Here is a 19,622-nt window from a genome sequence, read left to right as displayed (position 1 = left end):
AACAAAGCGGCTACCCTGTCACAAATCGAAACACCGTTCCTAACGAGCGCACTTTTGGAGAGGGGAAATCCGATGAAGAGCTTCCGATTTGCCCTGGCGGCGATTGCTGCTTTCGTGTTTGGTGCCGCGCATGCGGTAGCGGGTAGCGCGTCCCTCGTTCTTGATGCGCGGACAGGCCGGATTCTCGCTGCCGAGAACGCCGATACGCTCAACCACCCGGCGTCGCTAACGAAGATGATGACGCTCTACTTGACCTTCGAGGCGCTGCACCGGGGCAAGATCGGCTGGAGCACCCCGTTGGTGATGTCGTCGACGGCCGCGCGCAAACCGCCGACCAAGCTCGGGGTCAGGCCCGGCGATACGATCACGGTTCAGGAGGCCGTCTACGGTATGATCGTTCGCTCCGCCAACGATGCGGCGGCGGCGGTCGCCGAAGCGCTCGGGGGTTCGGAGGCCGCCTTCGCGCAGATGATGAATGCAAAAGCGCGTCGCCTGGGCATGACGCGCACGTACTTCGTGAACGCCTCCGGTCTGCCGGCACGTGAGCAGATAACGACAGCGCGCGAGATGGCGCGGCTTGCCGTCGCGCTGATGAGGGATTTCCCGGGGGAATATCGCATGTTCGCGGTTCAGGGCTTCACCTTTCGCGGCCGTACGATCCGCGGTCATAACAAGCTGATGTATCGATACGCGGGCATGGACGGCATCAAGACAGGCTACACCAATGCATCCGGCTACAACATTGTGAGCGCCGTCAGGGATGGCAATCGCCGTATCATCGGGGTCGTGCTCGGCGGGCGCTCGGCAAAAGGCCGGGACGACAAGATGGCTTCACTGCTCGATCAGCATCTGGGCAGGGCGGCAACACCCGCCGGCGGCCGGCTGGTCGCGGCTACGAGTCCGCAGGGCGCCGTTGAAGTGGCTGGACTGCCGGGGGTCCGGCTATCCTATGCCGACACCGCCCGGACGAGCGAAAGTGCCTCCGCGCCGGTCATTGCGGCGTCCGCGGCACCAGTGATGCCGCCGGATCGCTCTACGGCCGTCGATGACAGCGCCAGCGTACCACCAACCGCCGCCGGCCACTGGCAGATTCAGATCTCCACGGCCGCAACGGCAGAAGGCGCCCGGAAGATTCTGGTCGAAGCGGAGTCCGCCGGTGGCGCGGCCCTGCTCGGCGCCTCCCCTCATACGGAAGTGTCCGGCACCGGCAGCGCCAGGCAATATCGCGCACGCTTCATCGGCTTCGCCAGCCGCGAGGCGGCCACTTCCGCCTGCGCCATCCTGAAGAAGCGATCCTACGATTGCACGCTGCTGCCTGACCGAGGTTAGTTTACTCGCGAGCCGCAAAGCTATGCGACGGGCGCGAGTCGTCGAAGGTAGAATTTCGTGTCAACGCTCATGACCGGAAAGCCAGCCGGCAGATCATCTTTCGCGATCTCGGCAAACCCGTTCTTCTCATAAAAACGATGCGCGGCGAGGAACTTGTCCGTCGTGCCGAGGAAGAGGCCTGCGATCTTTCGGTGCTCTGCATGCACAAGCAGGCTTTCGAGCAGACGTGCTGCCACGCCGTGGCTGCGGCCACGGAAATCGGGAGCGACGAACATCTTGCGGATTGCCGCGTGAGAACCGCCGATATCCTTGAGCCCAAGCGTGCCGACGACCCGGTCGCCCACGGTGGCAACCCAGAAATCTCCGGTCCCGCTCTGATAGAAGTCGGCGATCGAGCGCAGATCCGGTTGATCGTCGATGGTAATCGCAATGCTGAATTCCTCGCGCTGAATCGGCAAAATGACGTCGATGACGCCCTGTTCGTCCGCCGCGGTGAAGCGGCGGATTTCCAGCTCTCCGTGTGCCTCATCGGTCATGACGTCGTCCCTCATCTCTCAACCGGATCACTCACGCCTGCGTGCCGCCGACGGTTATCTGATCCATCCTGAGGTGCGGCTGGCCGACGCCGACGGGCACCCATTGGCCGGCCTTGCCGCAATTGCCGATGCCGGTATCGAGCTTCGTGTCGTTGCCGACCATGGTCACCCGCTTCATCGCATCCGGCCCATTGCCGATGAGCATCGCCCCTTTGACGGGCGCGCCGACCTTGCCGTTCTCGATCAAATAGGCTTCGGTGCAGCCGAACACGAACTTGCCCGAGGTGATGTCCACCTGACCGCCGCCAAAGGAGACGGCGTAGATGCCCTTCCTGACCGAAGCGATGATCTCCTCGGGCGTGCGATCGCCGGAAAGCATGTACGTATTGGTCATACGGGGCATCGGCACATGCGCATAGCCCTGCCGGCGGCCGTTGCCGGTAGGCGTCATGCCCATCAGCCGTGCATTCTGCCGGTCCTGTATGTACCCGACCAATTTGCCGTCCTCGATCAGGACGTTGTAGCCTGACGGGGTGCCCTCATCATCGACCGAGATCGAGCCGCGCCGGGCCTCGATCGTGCCGTCGTCGATGACAGTAACCCCTTTGGCAGCCACCTGTTCGCCCAGGAGGCCGGCAAAGGCGGACGTCTTCTTGCGGTTGAAATCGCCCTCGAGCCCGTGGCCGACCGCTTCATGCAGCATGACGCCGGGCCAACCGGAGGCGAGCACGACGTCCATCGTGCCTGCCGGGGCATCGATGGCCTCAAGATTGACGAGCGCCTGCCGCAACGCTTCGTCAGCGCCGCGCTTCCAGTTCTCTTCCGTGACGAAGTCGCCGAACCCGCGCCGTCCGCCGATGCCGAACGATCCCGTTTCCTGCCGATCGCCATCGCCAACGACGACCGAGAAGTTGATGCGGGTCATCGGCCTCACATCGTGAACGCGGTGACCGTCGGCCCGGAGAATATCGACTACCTGCCAGCTGGCGGAAATCGAAGCCGTCACCTGCCTGACCTTCGGATCCTTGGCGCGCAAATAGGCGTCAACCTCCTGAAGCAAGGCGACCTTTGCCTCGAAGCTCGGTTCGCCGATCGGATTTTCGTCGCCATAGAGCTTCTTGTTGGTGCGCTGCGGGGCCGCGGCATAGGAACCGGCATAGCCGCGCGTCACCTGGCCAACGGCATCCGCCGCCCTGCGCAAGGCGGCAAGCGACAATTCGCCGGCATGCGCGTAACCGACCGATTCGCCGGCGACAGCGCGCAGGCCGAAACCCTGGTCGGTGTTGAAGCTGCCGCCCTTGAGGCGTCCGTTGTCGAAGGACAGAACCTCGGCTTGCGCGTGCTCCAGAAAGAGCTCGCCGTCATCTGCGCCGGAAAGCGTCTCGGACAGAACCTTGCGGACCGTAGCCTCGTCCGCATCGAAGAGGCTTATCAGATCGGTGTTCATGCTCGTCCGCTCCCGCTGGTTCAATGTCCTGAGCCCCTCATTTAGGAAGCAGGGGAACGCAAGCCAAGAAAAATCTCAGGAAAAGGACGCGTTCCAGCCGTCGAGAAGGTTGACCTCTTCGACGCCGGTGAAACGGGCGATGCGGTCGAGTTCGGAGCTAAGCTTTTCCATGCGGCCGGACGACGCCCGGACGCCCGGCTCCAGCCAGAGGCGTCGAACATCGAGGCGTCCGAGCTTTCGGTCTGCTTTCATGTCGATGCGGCCGATCAAACGGTCGCCCTCGATCAACGGAAAGACGTAGTAGCCGTATTCGCGTTTTGCTTCCGGCACAAAAACCTCGATACGATAGAAGAAGCCGAAAAGCCGCTCCGTTCGATTGCGATCGCGCAGCAAGGGGTCGAACGGGCTGAGCACGCGGATACGTCCCGGCGGCTCGGCAATATCGCCGAGGTTATCGGGGAACCCGGAAAACGCATGGGAGGCGCGCGGCTTGCCGCCATTGGCGGATTCGATCAGCACGTCTGAAAGTTCGTCCCGATGCGCGGCGACCCAGGCTTTCGCCTCATCCGGCGACACCAGATCCCAGAAGGCGGCGATCTCTCCATGGGTCGCAAAACCCAGTCGATCGAGAGCGCTGCGGCAGGCCCAGTCGATGAACTCCGTGTGGCTTACCTCGCCTTCGTAGTGCTGCGGAGGAATGACGCGCTCGGTAAGATCGTAGACCTTCTGGAAGTTCTCCCGGCGCGCGATCGCCAGCCTGCCCTGGCGCCATAGCACTTCGAGCGCAGTCTTCGACGGATGCCAGTTCCACCAGCCGCCGGATGCGTGGCCGTCCACCTTGAGATCGCGGGCCATCACCGCGCCGTCGCTGACGATGCGTTCGTAGGTCTCCTCGCAACCGTCGTCGAACCCCTCGCCCCGCCATTTGACCCAGCGCTCGCGCAGCGTCTCACTTTCCCATTTGAAGCGATGTTTCCAATAGATGAAAAAAGCGCTCGGAATGATCGAGGCGTCATGGGTCCAATGTTCGAAGAGGTCGCCGTCCTTCTCCAGCAATTCAGTCAGGTGTTCGCGGCGATAGGTCTGATTGCGGGAAAAAAGGATCTGGTGATGAGCCCGCTCGACCGTTGCGATGCTGTCGACCTGAACGAAACCGAGGTCGCGGATGAGTTTCAAGAGCCCGTCCTTGCCGAGCGCGCGCTGCGGCGCGGCCATGAGGCCTTGTTTTGCGAGGAAGATGCGCCGGGCATCGCGATTGGAGAGGCGAATCGTCATGGTCCGAAAGAGTAGGCTTTTATTCCCATTATTGAAATGCCGCATTGGAAGGTCTGGCCGCATTGCCCTTCCCGATCGACTTGCCCTATAGAGCCACCACGCAAACTGCGAGGGACAAGGCTTGGATATTCGCTTTACCGATTGTTCGGTCAGCTTCGGCGAACGAGTCGCGCTCCATCCCCTGACACTCGCCCTTGACGAACGCCGCATCGGCATCATTGGCCTCAACGGCTCCGGCAAGACGACCTTCGCGCGACTGATCAATGGGCTCGTGAAGCCGACCAAGGGCCGCGTGATGGTCAATGGGCTCGATACGGTCAAGGACGACCGAGCTGTCCTTGCGGAGGCAGGCTTCATCTTCCAGAACCCGCAGCACCAGTTGATCATGCCGATCGTCTCCGACGATATCGCATTCGGGCTCAAGAATCGCGGCCTGCCTGCGCACGAAATTGCCGCACGCACCGAGGCCGCGCTGAAGCGCTTCGGCGTGACCCACCTTGCCCGGCGCCGTGTGCATGAGCTTTCGGGTGGCGAAACGCAACTCGTCGCCATGGCGAGCGTCGTCGTCACCGGGCCGAAGATCCTGATTCTCGACGAGCCGACCAACCAACTCGACCTCCGCAACCGCCGCATGGTCGCCAACACGATCGATGCGCTCGACGAAGATACCATCGTCATCACCCACGACCTTGCGCTTGTCGAAGGCGTCGAAAGGCTGTTGCTGTTCCATGAGGGCCGGCTGCTTGCCGATGGCCGACCCACGGAAACAATCCAGCGCTATCACGAGGTCGCCGGATGCTGACGAGCCTCTATGTGGAGGGCAGTAGCTGGTTTCACCGCCTGCCGGTGCGCGCGAAACTCATTGCCCTTCTGCTTCTCAGCCTCTCGCTCTTCGCGACGCAATCGCTCTACCTGCTTGCACCCGCCTTCCTGTTCTGCGGATGGCTCTACTTCTCCCTTGGGATGACGTTGCGCCAGGCGCTCGCGCGCATCGGTTTCGTTTTTTTCACCATCCTCGTCCTTGCTGCCGTCAACCTGTTTCTTCTCCCCTTCCCCGAAGTCGCCGCGCTGGCGCTGCGGCTGATGGCGCTGGTGTTCTTCGCCGCCGCGGTTACCGCGACGACGACAATCAGCGCCTTCATGGACGAGATCACGGTCCTGCTGAAGCCGCTCGAACGCATGGGCCTGCTCAACGCCGCCGATGTCAGCCTGGCCCTCGGCCTCGTGCTGCGTTTCGTTCCGGATATTTTCGCCCGCTACGAGGCTATCCGCGAGGCGCATCGCGCGCGGGGCCTGCCGATACGGCCGCTGACGATCATCGGGCCGCTTATCATCCTGACGCTCAAAGATGCGGATACGATTGCCGCGGCCATTGACGCTCGCGGATTTCGGCGGCAATAAATTCGCGCTTTCTAATAAAAGGGTAGGACCACATGAACACCAGAGATCTCGTCCTCATCGCGCTTTTTGCCGCGATCGTCGTCGTACTTGGCCTCATCCCGCCGATCACGCTCGGGTTCATCCCCGTTCCGATCACGGCGCAATCGATGGGCGTGATGCTTGCCGGCTGCATCATCGGCGCAAAACGCGGGGCGCTCGCCTTCCTGCTGTTTGTCCTGCTGGTCGCCATCGGCCTGCCGGTGCTTTCCGGCGGACGCGGCGGTCTCGCCGTTCTGGCTGGCCCTTCGGGCGGCTTCATCCTTGGCTGGGCCGTCGCAGCCTACGTCACGGGCATCATCGCCGAACGCTTCATTCATGAGGGCCAGTCGGAGAGCCGCCAGTTCGGCGGGTTCTTCCTGGCCTCGGTCGTCGGCGGCATCGTCGTGCTCTACGGGATCGGCGTGCCATGGCTGTCCGCCGTCACCGGCACGCCGCTGCTCGCGGCCGCAACCGGTTCACTCGCCTTCATCCCCGGCGATCTTCTGAAGGCGGCGATCGCAACACTTGCCGCCCGCGCCGTCTACGCCGGCTATCCGCTGCTGCCGGTTCGGGCCTGAACCAATGCCGCTCGCCGAAGCAATCATGCGCCATGCGGGTGAATACCCGCATGGCCCTGCCTTCCGCGTCGAGGACCGGGTCTTCTTTTTCGGACAAATTGCCGCCGACGCGGGCCGCATCCTGCGCACGATCGAACAATGGGTGCCAGCCGTGACGGGTGACAGTGTTCTTTCGGGCCGCGTGCGGCTGATCGCGCTCCAAACCGGCAATCACCCGCTCTTTCTGGCTGCCTTCATCGCCGCGACCGCCGGCAGCAATTGCGCTGCGCTCATCGATCCGCATCTGCCGGAGCCGACGCGCAGGCGGATGATCGAGCAACTGCGGCCCGACATCGTCGTCCACCCGGAGGGCGACGCGCTGCGGCTCGAACAGCCGGCGGCGGGCGAAACCGCTATCATCGACACCGCGGCTGAAGGTCCGCACTCGATCCCTGTCGGCGACGGCGGCGAACCTTTCCTCATCGTCTTCACGTCCGGTACGACGGGAGAACCGAAAGCAATCGTCCGCGATCGCCGGTCCTGGCGTCTTAGCCTCGAAACCGGCCAGAGCTTTTTCGGCATCGGAGCGGAAACGACAACCTATGCGCCGGGGCCGCTTGCTCACGGCCTGACGCTCTACGCGCTCGCCGAAAGCTTGAAGGCAGGCGCCGAATTCATCGGTGCCCGGCATTTCGATCCCCGGCAAGCCGTGGAGACGATCACGGCCAGAAAAGTCAAGCGGCTCGTCCTGGTGCCGACGATGCTGCGGCGGCTCTGCGAACAGGTGCGAGGCTCGACCGGCCTGCCCTCTGTCGAAGCAATCACCGTCGCCGGGGCCAAGCTCACGCCCGCGGACCGGAAGGCCGCGCGTCTTGCCTTCCCCGAGGCGCGCGTCATCGAGTACTACGGTGCGTCCGAGCTCGGCTTCATTACCGTCGCCGGGGCGTCGGACAATCACAGTCCAACGGCCGTGGGCAAGGCGTTCCCAGGCGTCCGACTCCAGATCCTTGACGAGGCGGGAAACCGCCTCCCCGCAGGCGAGACCGGTACGATCTTCGTCAAAAGCGCGCTCATATCCGATGGCTATGTTGCAAGCGCCGATGGCGCAGGTTTTCACCGGTACGGCGATCTCGCAACGGTCGGCGATCTCGGCTTCCTGGACGCTGACGGCACACTGCATCTGATCGGCCGTGCCGGAGGGATGGTGCTCTCGGGCGGCAACAACATTTATCCGTCCGAGGTCGAAGCCGTGATCATGGCCGCCGACAATGTGAGCGCCGTCCAGGTCCTGGGTCTCGACCACCCCGACCTCGGCTGCGAGCTCGCAGCCATCATCGAGCCGCGCGGCGAGGCTTTCGACCATTCTGCACTCGAACGTCATCTTGCTGCCGCTCTGCCCCGCTACAAGCATCCGCGCAAGACCTGGCTCTGCCGTGAAATGCCGATGACGGCCTCCGGCAAGATCGCCACCAAGGAGCTCCGGCAATGGATCGCGGAGGGAAACGGTGCCCTTGAACGCCTCGTCTGACCCGGCTCGCACGCCCGTTATCATCGCCGCATTGCGCACGCCGATCGGTCGCGTGAACGGCAGCCTGGCCAAGATTGAACCGGCGACGCTCGCCGCCCCGCTGATTGCGCGGATCATTGCCGACATCGGCATCGACGGCGATGAAATCGATGACGTGCTCATCGGCAATGCCGCCAACAGCGCCGGCAACGTCGCGCGGCTTGCAGCGCTCGAAGCCGGCCTGCCCGTTGCGATCCCCGGCGTCACGATCGACCGGCAATGCGGCTCGGGCCTCGAGGCCATCACCCTTGCGGCACGGCAGATTCAGGCTGGCGCGGGACGGTTCTACCTTGCCGGCGGCAGCGAAAGCGCTAGCCGCGCCCACATCCGGCTTCGCCCGCCGCTTGAACGCGACGAGGAACTTCAGCCAGTGAGGCGCGCACGGATGGCACCCGATTCCATCGGCGACCCGGATATGGGCGTTGCCGCCGAGAACGTCGCCATTGCCTGCGGCATTTCCCGGGAAAGACAAGACCGGTTTGCGTTGGAAAGCCACCGGCGCGCCGTCGCCGCCGCGGCGGCCGGCAGGTTCCAGCGCGAGATCGTCGCGGTCGCGACGCCGACGGGTCCTGTCGCCAGCGATGAATGCCCGCGAGCGAACGCGGCCGCCGAGACGCTTGCTCGGCTCAAACCGGTTTTTGTCAAAGACGGCACCGTGACCGCCGGCAATGCCTGTCCGATCAATGATGGAGCCGCGATGGTGCTGGTGACGAACCTCGTCGAAGCGCGCCGGCTTGGCGTTCCCTTTGCCCTGGAATTCGTCGACGCGGCGACGGCGGGCGTTGATCCGAACCTGCTCGGGCTCGGTCCGGTTCCCGCGATGGCGAGGCTTCGCGCGCGAAATCCGGTACTCGACCTCGCCGAGGTTGATTTCATCGAATTCAACGAGGCTTTCGCGTCACAGGTTCTCGGCAGCCTCGACCAGCTCGAGATCGCGCCGGAACGCGTCAATCTCGACGGCGGGGCGATCGCGCTCGGCCACCCCTACGGCGCGTCGGGGACAATTCTCGTCGTCAGGCTGTTTTCACAGATGCTTGCGGTCCCATCCGACACCGAGGGGCTGGCGATGATGGGGATCGGCGGCGGCATGGGCGCGATCACTCACTTCCGCAGCCTTCGGCCCGATCACTCAAGATAGGCGGTCAGCCACTCCCGCGTGGCGACAGGCAGCGGTACCGGGGCATGACGGGCGGGATCGACCGCCACCCAGACGATCTCGACCTCGGCGACAAGCTGGCCGCCAGCCTCCACGCGCACCGCAAAGCTCACCGAACTGCCGCCGATCTTCGAGACGTTGACGATGAAGCGGGCCGGCTCGTCGTAGCGCAGACCGCGATGAAAGACGCAGGCCGATCGGCGCACGAGATAGCTGGGCTCGTTCCTGACCGTCGGCCGGTGGCGCCAGAGGCCGGACAGGGCGGCCTCGGCATGCGCGTAGTAGGCCGCATTGTGCATATGCCCGTGCATGTCTATATCGCGAAACGGAATCCGGATTTCCGTAACGTTTTCCCGTTGCGTGCCGTCCATGCGAGGCCCTCACGATGCGCTCTTCTCTGGTTAGACAGTTTGGCGATCCCGGACAAGTGATCGAACTTGTCGATATCGACCGCGCCGCGCCGGGGGCCGGGGAAGTCGAAATCGCCGTCTCGCTTTCGGCCATCAACCCATCGGACCTGATCCCCGTCACCGGCGCCTACAGCGCGCGTACGGTGCTGCCCTTCGTTCCCGGTTTCGAGGGCGTCGGGGTCGTCACCCGGATCGGGGCGAGCGTTCAGGATCTGAAGCCTGGAGATCGGGTGATCCCGATCGGCGCAAGTGGCCTGTGGCAGCAGTTTCTCGTGCGCCCGGCCCAATGGTGTTTTCCGGTACCGGACGATATCGACAACGCACCGGCTGCCTTGAGTTACGTCAACCCGCTGACGGCCTTGAGACTCGTCGAGCAGTTGCGAGAGCATTTCGGCTCGCTCAAGGGCCGCAGCATCGGCGTGACCGCGGCAGGCTCCGCTATCGGCGGCATGCTCCTGCGCCTGCTCGCTCTGGAGGACGTGGCGACGACCGCCATCGTTCGAAGCGAAAAGAGCGTGAACCATCTTGGCGATGCGGACCGGATCATCGTCGCAGACGGGGATAACCTTCCGCCACGGCTCGCATTCGACGCCGTGCTCGATGCCGTCGGCGGGACCTTGGCGGGCGCGTTGATTACGCGGTCGGTCCAATCCGGCGGAACCTTCGTGCAATACGGAGCCTTGAGCGGCGTGCCGGTGCCGCAGACGGCAATCAGCGGCCGACCCGACGTCCGTTTCGCCTTCCTTTGGCTTAGGACCTGGGTTCACTCAGCGGGCCGCGATGCGCTCGAAGCCGCCTTTGAGCGAAGCTTCGCGGGTCTCAGCAACGGGCTGTTTGCAAGTCCGATCGCAGCTACCTATCCATTGAGCCGTCTCGCCGAAGCCCTCGCGCATCAGGCGGACCCGCTTCGCGACGGCAAGATCCTGCTCGATCCCCGCTGTTGAAAATCGGCACTTTCACCGCCTGAACCATGGACCTCGGGCAGTCCGCGCACTAGTTTTGCGCCATGGCTACGTTCCTCTACGAAAATCCGGTCTTCCTGGAGCACAAGGTTCCCGAGGGGCACCCTGAGCGGCCGGACCGGCTGAGGGCGCTGAACCTGGCACTGGAGCATCCGAATTTTGCCGAGCTCAAGCGGATCAAGGCGCCAAGGGGCAGCGAGGAGCTGGTTCTGCTCGCTCATCCGGAAGATCATCTGAGGTCTATCGTCCGGGAGATTCCCGAGGAAGACATAAACCAGTTCGAGGCGGATACCTGTGCGAGCCCGCAGAGCCTTGTTGCGGCGCTGACGGCTATTGGCGGCGCCGTCGCGGCGGTCGACGCCGTCTTCAGCGGCGAGGCGAACAACGCCTTCGTCGCCGCACGCCCGCCGGGACACCATGCCGAAAAGATGAAGGCGATGGGTTTCTGCTTCTTCAATACGATTGCGATCGCCGCGCGCCATGCGCAAAAAGCGCACGGGGCCGAGCGCGTCGCGATCGTCGACTGGGACGTTCATCACGGCAACGGCACGCAGGACATTTTCTGGGACGACCTGTCGGTGCTCTTCTGCTCGACGCACCAGATGCCGCTCTATCCCGGCACGGGCGCCAAGGACGAGACGGGTGTCGATGGCAACATTGTCAATGCGCCACTCTCGCCGAACAGCGGCAGTGAGCATTTCCGCGACGCTTTCCGGACACGGGTGCTCAGCGCACTTGATGATTTCCGTCCCGACTTCGTGCTGATCTCCGCCGGCTTCGACGCCCATCACCGCGATCCGCTGGCCCAGATCAACCTCGTGGCAGAGGATTTCGACTGGGCAACGGGCCGCCTCATGGAGGTCGCTGGCAGGACAGCGGGCAACCGTATCGTCAGCCTGCTCGAGGGCGGCTATGACCTTCAGGGGCTCGCCGAATCGGCGGGCATGCATATTCTGAGATTGATGAGAGGGTAATTGATGACCACCACCACGCAACAGGATGTTTCCGCCCTCTCCTTCGAGCAGGCCGTCGAAGAATTGGAGCGCATCGTCTCGGCACTGGAACGCGGCGACGTCGCGCTCGACAAGTCGATCGAGATCTACGAGCGTGGCGAGGCGCTGAAGAAGCATTGCGAGACGCTTTTGAAGGCCGCCGAGGACCGTATCGAAAAGATCCGCCTCGACCGCGCCGGCAAGCCGCAGGGCGTAGAACCGCTCGACGCAGAATAGTGATCTGACTGAAGGGCCGTTTGCCCTAACTTTGCCCCAGCCGGCCTGCCGTCCACCTCCTGCCCGAAGGCCGGCTGAAAGAAACTCGCGGCGCACTACCTAGCCCGCCGCCCCGGTTGCGGGTAGGACCAGAGGTAAGCACTCCAACGGTACGTCTCGACCTGCGAGAAGGCGACTGCAGAACGAGAAACACAACGTATACCGATTATCGCTACCGGACCGGCAGCGTTGAGGATAGTCTCGACGCTGGATGCTCACGAACCGGAGTGATTGCCATGTCGTTCTTTCCTGGTCCAGATCCGCTCGCCGGCGACAAGCCGGCCTGCGACGCCATCGAACATCTCATCATTCCGCGCACCAGTGACATCGGCGGCCTCGAGGTTCGCCGGGCGCTACCGACCGCAAGGCGCCGCCTCGTCGGTCCCTTCATTTTCTTCGATCGGATGGGGCCGGCGCTGCTTCGGGCTGGCCAGGCGATCGACGTTCGCCCGCATCCGCATATCGGCCTTTCGACCGTCACCTATCTCTTCGACGGCGAGATCAAGCACCGCGACAGCCTCGGCACCGAAATGGTGATCCGCCCCGGGGACGTGAACCTGATGACCGCCGGCCGCGGCATCGTGCATTCCGAGCGCTCGCCGGAAAACCAGCGCAACGAGGAACGCTCGCTGTCGGGCCTGCAAACCTGGCTGGCGCTTCCAGACCACAAGGAAGAAATCGAACCGCTCTTCGATCACACCGAAAAGCACATGCTGCCGGTCCTTTCCGATGGCGGCGTTCAGGCGCGCGTCGTCATCGGCGGCTTCGAGGGCGCCACCTCGCCGGTCTCCACTTTCACCGATACGATCTATGTCGACCTGATGATCGAACCGGGCAAGAGCGCTCCCTTTGCCGCCAACTGGGAAGAACGGGCGCTCTACATCCTCTCCGGCGAAGCGATCATCGCCGGCGATCACTTTGCCGACAACCAGTTGCTCGTCTTCCGCCCCGGCGATCAAATCACGGTGACCGCCGGTCCCGCTGGCTGTCACGTCATGCTGTTCGGCGGCGCAGCCCTCGGCTCGCCGCGCCACATCTGGTGGAACTTCGTTTCCTCGTCCAAGGAACGGATCGACAAGGCAAAGGAAGAATGGCGCAGCGGGCGCTTCGATATCGTGCCGGGGGACGAGGAAGAGTTCATACCTTTGCCCGAAAGCTAAATTTCGTTAAGCTCTTGGTTGAAGTCGCAGGAAAGCCTAATTTTGCATTCAACGGCGATTGCGTCTAAAGATCCGTTCCGACGAACACCATCAACAGTTCGCGCGCCGTCCTCGGCGCGCATGAGGCATGCAGCGTGACACAACTGCCAACCAATCCTATGCCGGCGACGCCCTTGCTTGATCAGGTTGAGTTCCCCGACGATCTCAAGAAGATCGACGACAAGGATCTGCCGCAGCTGGCAAGTGAATTGCGCGCGGAAATGATCGATGCGGTGTCTCGCACCGGGGGCCATCTCGGCGCCGGACTGGGCGTCGTCGAACTGACGATCGCGATTCACAAGATCTTCGATACGCCGCATGATCGGCTGATCTTCGACGTCGGCCATCAGTGCTACCCGCACAAGATCCTCACGGGGCGGCGTGACCGCATCCGTACCCTGCGCCAGGAAGGCGGCCTTTCCGGTTTCACCCGGCGCGCCGAAAGCGAATACGACCCCTTCGGCGCGGCGCATTCCTCGACGTCGATCTCCGCCGGGCTCGGCATGGCGGTCGCCGCCGATCTCGACGGCACGTCCCGCAACGTGATTGCCGTGATCGGCGACGGCGCGCTCTCGGCCGGCATGGCCTATGAGGCATTGAACAATGCCGGGGCGCTCGATGCCCGCCTCATCGTCATCCTCAACGACAACGACATGTCGATCGCGCCGCCGACCGGCGCGATGAGCGCCTATCTCGCGCGGCTTGCTTCGGGGCGCACCTATATGGGCATCCGCGAGGTCGGCAAGAAGCTGACGGCCTATCTCGGAAAGAGCGTCGACCGGGCGATCACGCGCGCCGTGGAGCATGCCCGCGGCTATGTCACCGGCGGCACGCTCTTCGAGGAAATGGGCTTTTATCATATCGGGCCGATCGACGGGCATTCCTTCGACCACCTGCTGCCCGTGCTGCGCAATGTCCGGGACAACGCCAAGGGACCGGTGCTGATCCATGTGGTGACGCAGAAGGGCAAGGGTTACCCGCCGGCGGAAGCCGCGGCAGACAAGTATCACGGCGTCAACAAGTTCGACGTGATCACGGGTGCTCAGGCGAAGGCGAAGCCGAATGCGCCGGCCTATACGTCGGTGTTTGCGGAGGCGCTCGTCCAGGAAGCAAGCCTCGACGACAAGATCGTCGCGATCACCGCCGCGATGCCCTCCGGTACCGGACTCGACAGGTTCGCGATGGTCCACCCGTCGCGTTGCTTCGATGTCGGCATTGCCGAGCAGCATGCCGTCACCTTCGCCGCGGGCCTTGCGGCGGAAGGCTACAAGCCCTTCGCCGCGCTCTATTCCACGTTCCTGCAGCGCGCCTACGACCAAGTCGTCCATGACGTGGCGATCCAGGGGCTACCGGTCCGCTTCCCGATCGACCGCGCCGGCTTCGTCGGCGCCGACGGGCCGACGCATGCCGGTTCGTTCGATACGACCTATCTCGCCACGCTGCCCGGCTTCGTGGTGATGGCCGCCGCGGATGAGGCGGAACTGAAACACATGGTGCGCACCGCAGCCGCCTATGACGAAGGCCCGATTTCCTTCCGCTATCCCCGCGGCGAGGGCGTCGGCGTCGACCTGCCGGAACGTGGGCAGATCCTGCAAATCGGCAAGGGACGCATCGTCAAGGAAGGCTCGAAGATCGCGCTGCTTTCGTTCGGCACGCGGCTTGCCGACTGTCTGATGGCGGCTGAGGATCTGGATGCTGCCGGCCTCTCGACGACGGTTGCCGACGCCCGCTTTGCAAAGCCACTCGACCACGATCTCATTCGCCAGCTTGCACGGCATCATGAAGTGCTGATCACGATCGAGGAAGGCGCTGTCGGCGGCTTTGCGAGCCATGTGCTGCAGTTCCTTGCGCAGAACGGCCTGCTCGATGGCGGGCTCAAGGTGCGGCCGATGGTGATGCCGGACATCTGGATGGAGCAGGCAAAGCCCGAAGCCATGTATGCCGCGGCCGGGCTCGACCGGGCCGGCATCGTCTCGACCGTCTTCAAGGCGCTTGGCCAGAAGCACGCGGTCGGCCTCGGGGCGGCAGGCTGAACCTTTTCGGTCACACGCTTCAACGAATAGACGACGCCAAGGCGCGATAAGACAGCATGTCCGAACAAGCCAAGATATCCCTCCGCCTTGACCAGTTGCTGCTGAACAGTGGTCTCGTTGCCAGCCGCGCTCGCGCCCGCGATGCGATCCAGCGCGGAACCGTCAAGGTCGACGGCCGCACTGTAACCAAGCCCGCCGCCACCTTCGTCGAAGGGGTCGCGATCACCATCGACGATCCGGCGCGGGCCTATGTTTCGCGTGCGGCGCTGAAACTCGTCGCCGCCCTCGACCATTTCGGTTTCGACCCATCCGGGCAGACCTGCATCGATATCGGCGCCTCGACCGGCGGCTTCACGGAGGTACTGCTCACACGCGGTGCCCGCCATGTCGTGGCTGTCGACGTCGGCCATGGACAGATGCATCCGCGGATTGCGGAAGATCCGCGCGTCACCAATTTCGAAGGACTGAACGCCCGGGCCATGACAGCGGAGGACGTCGGCAACCGCGCGATCAGCTTCGTCGTCTCCGATGTCTCCTTCATCTCGTTGAAACTGGCGCTTCCACCCGCGCTCGGCATGGCCGAACCCGGCGCGCATTGCGTTCTGCTCGTCAAACCGCAATTCGAGGCCGGGCGCGAGGCGATCAGCAAGGCGGGGCTGCTCAAGGATCCCGAGAGCGCCCCTGCCGTTGCCGCCGAACTCGAGCGCTGGCTCGTGGAGGACATAGGCTGGCAGAGCCTCGGTCTCATTCCATCCCCGATCGCCGGTGGCGACGGCAATACCGAATTCCTCCTTGCCGGCGTAAAGCGATGAGCACGCAAACTGTCACGATCGCCCGTCTTGGCGCACAGGGCGACGGAATCGCGCAAACCGAGGCGGGCCCGGTCTATGCGCCGTTCACGCTTCCCGGGGAAACCGTCGCGCTTGCCGTCAACAAGGCACACGGCACGCTGATCTCGGTGAAGGAGCCCTCCCCCGACCGCGTCGAGCCGAAATGTCGTCACTTCGGCCCCGACGGCGTCAACGGTGCCTGCGGCGGCTGCGCCCTCCAACACGCATCCGACGACCTCTATCACGCCTTCAAGCGCAGTCTCGTCATCGATGCCTTGAAGTCGAAAGGCTTGACGCCGGACGTGGCGCCGCTGGTGATTGCCCATCCGGGCGAGCGGCGGCGCGCCGTCTTCACCGCGCGGCGCACCGAGAAGGAATTGCTGCTCGGCTTCAACCAGGCGGAAAGTCACCACATCGTGGCGATCAGCGAATGTCCCATCGCGAGCCCGGGCATCGTCTCCCGGCTCGCGACCATCCGCAAGATCGCCGCCGCGATGGCATCGAGCGCCGAGCCGTTCCGCATCACGGTGCTTGAAACCAACTCCGGTCTCGATCTTGCTTTCGAAGGCATCAAGCTCGCCGACCGGCAGCGTCGCCTCACTGTCGAAGCAGTATTGGGGGAACGCGGCATTGCCCGCGTCAGCCTCAACGGCGAGATCATCGTCGAACCCGTAAAGCCGGCGATAGATTTCGGCAGCGTAACAGTGTCACCGCCACCGGGAGGTTTCACCCAAGCGACGCGGCCCGCCGAAGAGGCGATGGCAAAGCTCGTGCTTGAACATGTCGGCAAGGCCAAACATGTCGCCGACCTCTTCTCCGGCATCGGCACCTTCGCTCTCAGGATAGCGCAAAGGGCGCGCGTGCATGCCGTCGAAGGCGACGACAAAGCACTGAAAGCGCTGGATTTTGCCGCGCGCAACAGCCAAGGCCTGAAGCCGGTGACGATCGAGAAGCGCGACCTTTTCCGCCGGCCGCTGATGGCGCAGGAGTTGAAGGCCTACGATGCGGTCGTCTTCGATCCGCCGCGCGCCGGCGCCGAGGCTCAATGCCACGAACTCGCCCGCTCGGGCGTGAAGAAGATTGCAGCCGTTTCGTGCAACCCGGTGACGCTTGCCCGCGATCTCGCGATCCTCACCGCTGCGGGCTATCGGATCACATCGGTGACCCCGATCGACCAGTTTCTCTGGTCGGCGCATGTGGAAGCCGTCGCGACCCTCGAAAAGCCCCAGAAATGACGAAGGCCCGGCAGATACCGGGCCTTCCATCTATTTCGTGTAAGGCCTGATCAGGCCGCGCGCCGCCGATAGCTTGTCGCACTCGGATGGGCGACATGCGTCTCGCCGAGATTGAACTGGGCGAGCAGCGCGTTGAGTGCTGCCGCCTCCTGGGCGAGGCCGTGGCTTGCCGCCGTCTGCTCCTCGACCATCGCCGCGTTCTGCTGCGTGCCCTGGTCCATGGTGTTGACGGCGGTATTGATCTCCTGAAGACCGGTCGACTGCTCGCGCGTCGCGGTCACGATCGCGCTCACATGCTTGTTGATCTCCTGCACCTCGGCGACGATCGCTTCCAGTGCGCGGCCGGTATCGCCGACGAGCGTCACGCCGGAGCGCACCTGGTCGCCGGAGGTCGTGATCAGCGCCTTGATTTCCTTGGCGGCATTGGCCGAGCGCTGGGCCAGTTCGCGCACTTCCTGGGCCACGACGGCAAATCCCTTGCCGGCTTCGCCCGCACGGGCCGCCTCGACGCCTGCGTTCAGCGCCAGGAGGTTGGTCTGGAAGGCGATGTCGTCGATCACGCCGATGATATTGGATATCTCGCCGGACGACTTCTCGATCGCATGCATCGCCTGGACGGCGTTCTGGACGACTTCACCGGACTTCTCGGCGCCGGTGCGGGTGCGGGCGACGAGAGCTCCAACCTCTTCCGCCCGATGAGCAGAGTCCTTCACCGTCGTGGTGATCTCCTCGAGCGCTGCGGCCGTTTCCTCGACCGAAGCTGCCTGTTGTTCGGTGCGGCGGGCAAGGTCGTCGGCGGCTGAACGGATCTCGCTGGCGCCGGCATCGATCGCACGGGCGTTGACGCCGACCGCACGGAGCGTGTCGTGAAGCTTGGCCACCGAATTGTTGAAGTCGGCCCTCAGGCGATCGAGGCGATCGGCAAAGGGGCTGTCGATGCGGAAGGCAAGATCGCCGTTCGCCAGCCGGCCGAGGCCGGTCGCAAGCGCGTCGACGGCGTGCTGCACTTCCGCTGCATCGCGCGCCTTCTGGGCCTCGCGATCCAGGCGCTCGCGCTCGGAGAGCGACCGGTTCGCGTCCGCCTCGTCCTCGAGCCGCGCGCGCTCGACAGCATTGGCGCGGAAGACGGCAACAGCCGCGGCCATCGATCCGATTTGGTCGCGACGCGCCTCACAGGGAATTTCGACCTCGATATTGCCGGCAGCGAGCTTTTCCATCGTGCTGGTCATTTCGGTGATCGGCCGGATGACCAAACGGCTGAGCAGTGTCGCGAGGAAAGCGATCATGACACCGACGGCGAGGATCGTCGCAACTGTAGCGGCGACGCGGAACTGGCTGATCGCCGAATAGGCGACGTCCGCGTCCACAACAAAGCCGACATACCACTCGACCGAGGGAAGCCCCTTGACCGGCACAAAGCTGACCAGCATCGGCTTGCCGTCGAGTTCGGTGTTGACGATGCCGCTACCGATCTTCGGCGTACCGACCGGAAAGGCGTCGGCGAGCGTCTTCGTCACCAGCTTTGCATCCGGATGAACAAGAATCTGGCCGTCCTTGTTGGCAAGAAACGCGAAACCCTCGCCGCCGACGTCGATCGCCTTGACCATGGAGACGAGCGTCTTCAGCGAGAAGTCGCTGCCGGCGACACCATAGAGCTTGCCATCATGCTTGACCGGCACCGCCGCGCTGATGATCAGATCGCCGCTGGAGGCGTCGACGTAGGGCTCGGTCAGGACGCGAGCGTCGGCCTTGACGGCCTGCTGATACCATGGGCGCTGGCGCGGATCGTAGCCTTCCGGCATCGGCATCTCAGGCCAGGTGATGAACTTGCCGCTTTCGTTGCCGACATAGGTGGAGATGAATTCGGCGGTGAGAACATCGTTCTTCAAAACCGGCTGGACACCGGCGTCGTCCCCGACGCGACCGACGGCGTCGGCGACCATGGCCGTCAGCGTCACGCGGCCGTTCAGCCAGTTGGCGACGCTTGTCGCCGCCTGGTTGCCGGACGAGGCGATATTCTCCTCGACGGCTTTTGTCGTCGCGCTGTTCTGGAGCGTATCGATGTAGACGGAAAAGCCTGCAAAGGCGCCGACGACAACGCAGGACGCAGCAACAAGAATGCGCGTCATGAGATTCGATCGTTTGGACAAGGAAGGGCTCCTCTGGAGTGGCCGGCATCCTCGCCGGACATGAGATTGCGAGATTTCCCGCGCAGAGCGGATCGGTCGCGGCGAGCGACATACGAAATTGCGGGAGATGATTTGACATGCCGCGAAGGCAAGACCGGCTGCCTCATGCGGCCGGGGCCGCCCGCACGACAAGCGCCCGCCTGTTCTGATGAACGCGCAAAAGGACGCTCGGCGCTATGGTTCCAGAGCATCCGATCCGCTTTTTGTGTT

General features: G+C 63.8%; 18 protein-coding genes. 13 read left to right on the top strand and 5 right to left on the bottom strand.

What is annotated here, in order from left to right:
* The first annotated feature begins 72 nt into the window (after positions 1-72).
* Positions 73-1,329: a D-alanyl-D-alanine carboxypeptidase family protein gene (locus tag RB548_RS03155; RefSeq protein WP_331373601.1), complete on the top strand. Its 1,257-nt coding sequence runs from the start codon at positions 73-75 to the stop codon at positions 1,327-1,329.
* 20 nt (positions 1,330-1,349) lie between these two features.
* Here RB548_RS03155 and RB548_RS03150 read toward each other — a convergent pair whose 3' ends face one another.
* The 3 genes from RB548_RS03150 to RB548_RS03140 form a co-directional block, all read right to left on the bottom strand.
* Entirely contained in the window at positions 1,350-1,865 is a 516-nt protein-coding gene (locus RB548_RS03150; protein WP_331373600.1) for a GNAT family N-acetyltransferase, read from the bottom strand.
* Between the two features lie 31 nt (positions 1,866-1,896).
* On the bottom strand, positions 1,897-3,312 hold the full coding sequence (gene tldD, locus RB548_RS03145; protein WP_331373599.1) for a metalloprotease TldD: 1,416 nt from the start codon (positions 3,310-3,312) through the stop codon (positions 1,897-1,899).
* Positions 3,313-3,387: 75 nt separating this feature from the next.
* Entirely contained in the window at positions 3,388-4,587 is a 1,200-nt protein-coding gene (locus tag RB548_RS03140) for a winged helix-turn-helix domain-containing protein (RefSeq protein ID WP_331373598.1), read from the bottom strand.
* 121 nt (positions 4,588-4,708) lie between these two features.
* Between RB548_RS03140 and RB548_RS03135 the strand changes: the two genes are divergently transcribed.
* Genes RB548_RS03135 through RB548_RS03115 form a run of 5 tightly spaced genes read left to right on the top strand, consistent with a single transcriptional unit; the run spans position 4,709 to position 9,268 of the window.
* A complete protein-coding gene (locus tag RB548_RS03135; protein WP_331373597.1) occupies positions 4,709-5,389 on the top strand; it encodes an energy-coupling factor ABC transporter ATP-binding protein in 681 nt (226 codons plus the stop codon).
* Positions 5,383-5,988, top strand: coding sequence for an energy-coupling factor transporter transmembrane protein EcfT (locus RB548_RS03130; RefSeq protein ID WP_331373596.1), 606 nt, complete (start codon positions 5,383-5,385; stop codon positions 5,986-5,988). The genes RB548_RS03135 and RB548_RS03130 overlap by 7 nt, the downstream gene beginning before the upstream one ends.
* 32 nt (positions 5,989-6,020) lie before the next feature.
* The gene (locus RB548_RS03125; protein WP_280659894.1) at positions 6,021-6,584 is read left to right on the top strand and encodes a biotin transporter BioY; all 564 of its coding nucleotides are present in this window, start codon (positions 6,021-6,023) and stop codon (positions 6,582-6,584) included.
* A 4-nt stretch (positions 6,585-6,588) separates the two neighbouring features.
* Entirely contained in the window at positions 6,589-8,091 is a 1,503-nt protein-coding gene (locus tag RB548_RS03120) for a class I adenylate-forming enzyme family protein (RefSeq protein ID WP_331373595.1), read from the top strand.
* The gene (locus RB548_RS03115; protein ID WP_331373594.1) at positions 8,075-9,268 is read left to right on the top strand and encodes a thiolase family protein; all 1,194 of its coding nucleotides are present in this window, start codon (positions 8,075-8,077) and stop codon (positions 9,266-9,268) included. Before RB548_RS03120 ends, RB548_RS03115 begins: the two co-directional genes overlap by 17 nt.
* Here RB548_RS03115 and RB548_RS03110 read toward each other — a convergent pair.
* Positions 9,256-9,657, bottom strand: a complete 402-nt coding sequence (locus RB548_RS03110; RefSeq protein ID WP_331373593.1) for an acyl-CoA thioesterase — start codon at positions 9,655-9,657, stop codon at positions 9,256-9,258. The two genes, RB548_RS03115 and RB548_RS03110, sit on opposite strands and share 13 nt — an antisense overlap.
* A 14-nt stretch (positions 9,658-9,671) precedes the next feature.
* On the opposite strand from RB548_RS03110, the gene RB548_RS03105 reads away from it, so the two are divergent.
* The 7 genes from RB548_RS03105 to RB548_RS03075 all read left to right on the top strand — a co-directional run bounded on the left by RB548_RS03105 (position 9,672) and on the right by RB548_RS03075 (position 17,223).
* Positions 9,672-10,640: a zinc-dependent alcohol dehydrogenase family protein gene (locus RB548_RS03105; protein WP_331373592.1), complete on the top strand. Its 969-nt coding sequence runs from the start codon at positions 9,672-9,674 to the stop codon at positions 10,638-10,640.
* Positions 10,641-10,702: 62 nt separating this feature from the next.
* On the top strand, positions 10,703-11,632 hold the full coding sequence (locus RB548_RS03100; protein WP_331373591.1) for a histone deacetylase family protein: 930 nt from the start codon (positions 10,703-10,705) through the stop codon (positions 11,630-11,632).
* A 3-nt stretch (positions 11,633-11,635) separates the two neighbouring features.
* Positions 11,636-11,887 (top strand): exodeoxyribonuclease VII small subunit, encoded by a 252-nt coding sequence (locus tag RB548_RS03095; protein ID WP_331373590.1) that lies wholly within the window; start codon positions 11,636-11,638, stop codon positions 11,885-11,887.
* Positions 11,888-12,162: 275 nt separating this feature from the next.
* Positions 12,163-13,086 (top strand): pirin family protein, encoded by a 924-nt coding sequence (locus RB548_RS03090; protein WP_331373589.1) that lies wholly within the window; start codon positions 12,163-12,165, stop codon positions 13,084-13,086.
* Positions 13,087-13,244: 158 nt separating this feature from the next.
* Positions 13,245-15,158, top strand: a complete 1,914-nt coding sequence (dxs, locus tag RB548_RS03085) for a 1-deoxy-D-xylulose-5-phosphate synthase (RefSeq protein ID WP_331374869.1) — start codon at positions 13,245-13,247, stop codon at positions 15,156-15,158.
* 56 nt (positions 15,159-15,214) lie between these two features.
* Positions 15,215-15,970: a TlyA family RNA methyltransferase gene (locus RB548_RS03080; RefSeq protein ID WP_331373588.1), complete on the top strand. Its 756-nt coding sequence runs from the start codon at positions 15,215-15,217 to the stop codon at positions 15,968-15,970.
* A complete protein-coding gene (locus tag RB548_RS03075; RefSeq protein WP_331373587.1) occupies positions 15,967-17,223 on the top strand; it encodes a class I SAM-dependent RNA methyltransferase in 1,257 nt (418 codons plus the stop codon). Before RB548_RS03080 ends, RB548_RS03075 begins: the two co-directional genes overlap by 4 nt.
* Before the next feature lie 50 nt (positions 17,224-17,273).
* On the opposite strand, the gene mcpU is transcribed toward RB548_RS03075, so the two are convergent.
* On the bottom strand, positions 17,274-19,373 hold the full coding sequence (mcpU, locus tag RB548_RS03070; protein WP_456299999.1) for a methyl-accepting chemotaxis protein McpU: 2,100 nt from the start codon (positions 19,371-19,373) through the stop codon (positions 17,274-17,276).
* Positions 19,374-19,622: the final 249 nt, after the last annotated feature.

The organism is Sinorhizobium chiapasense (genome assembly GCF_036488675.1).
Lineage (GTDB): Bacteria > Pseudomonadota > Alphaproteobacteria > Rhizobiales > Rhizobiaceae > Sinorhizobium > Sinorhizobium chiapasense.
The sequence above is the reverse complement of the archived record's forward strand: the minus strand, read 5'-3'. Positions and strand labels throughout refer to the sequence as shown.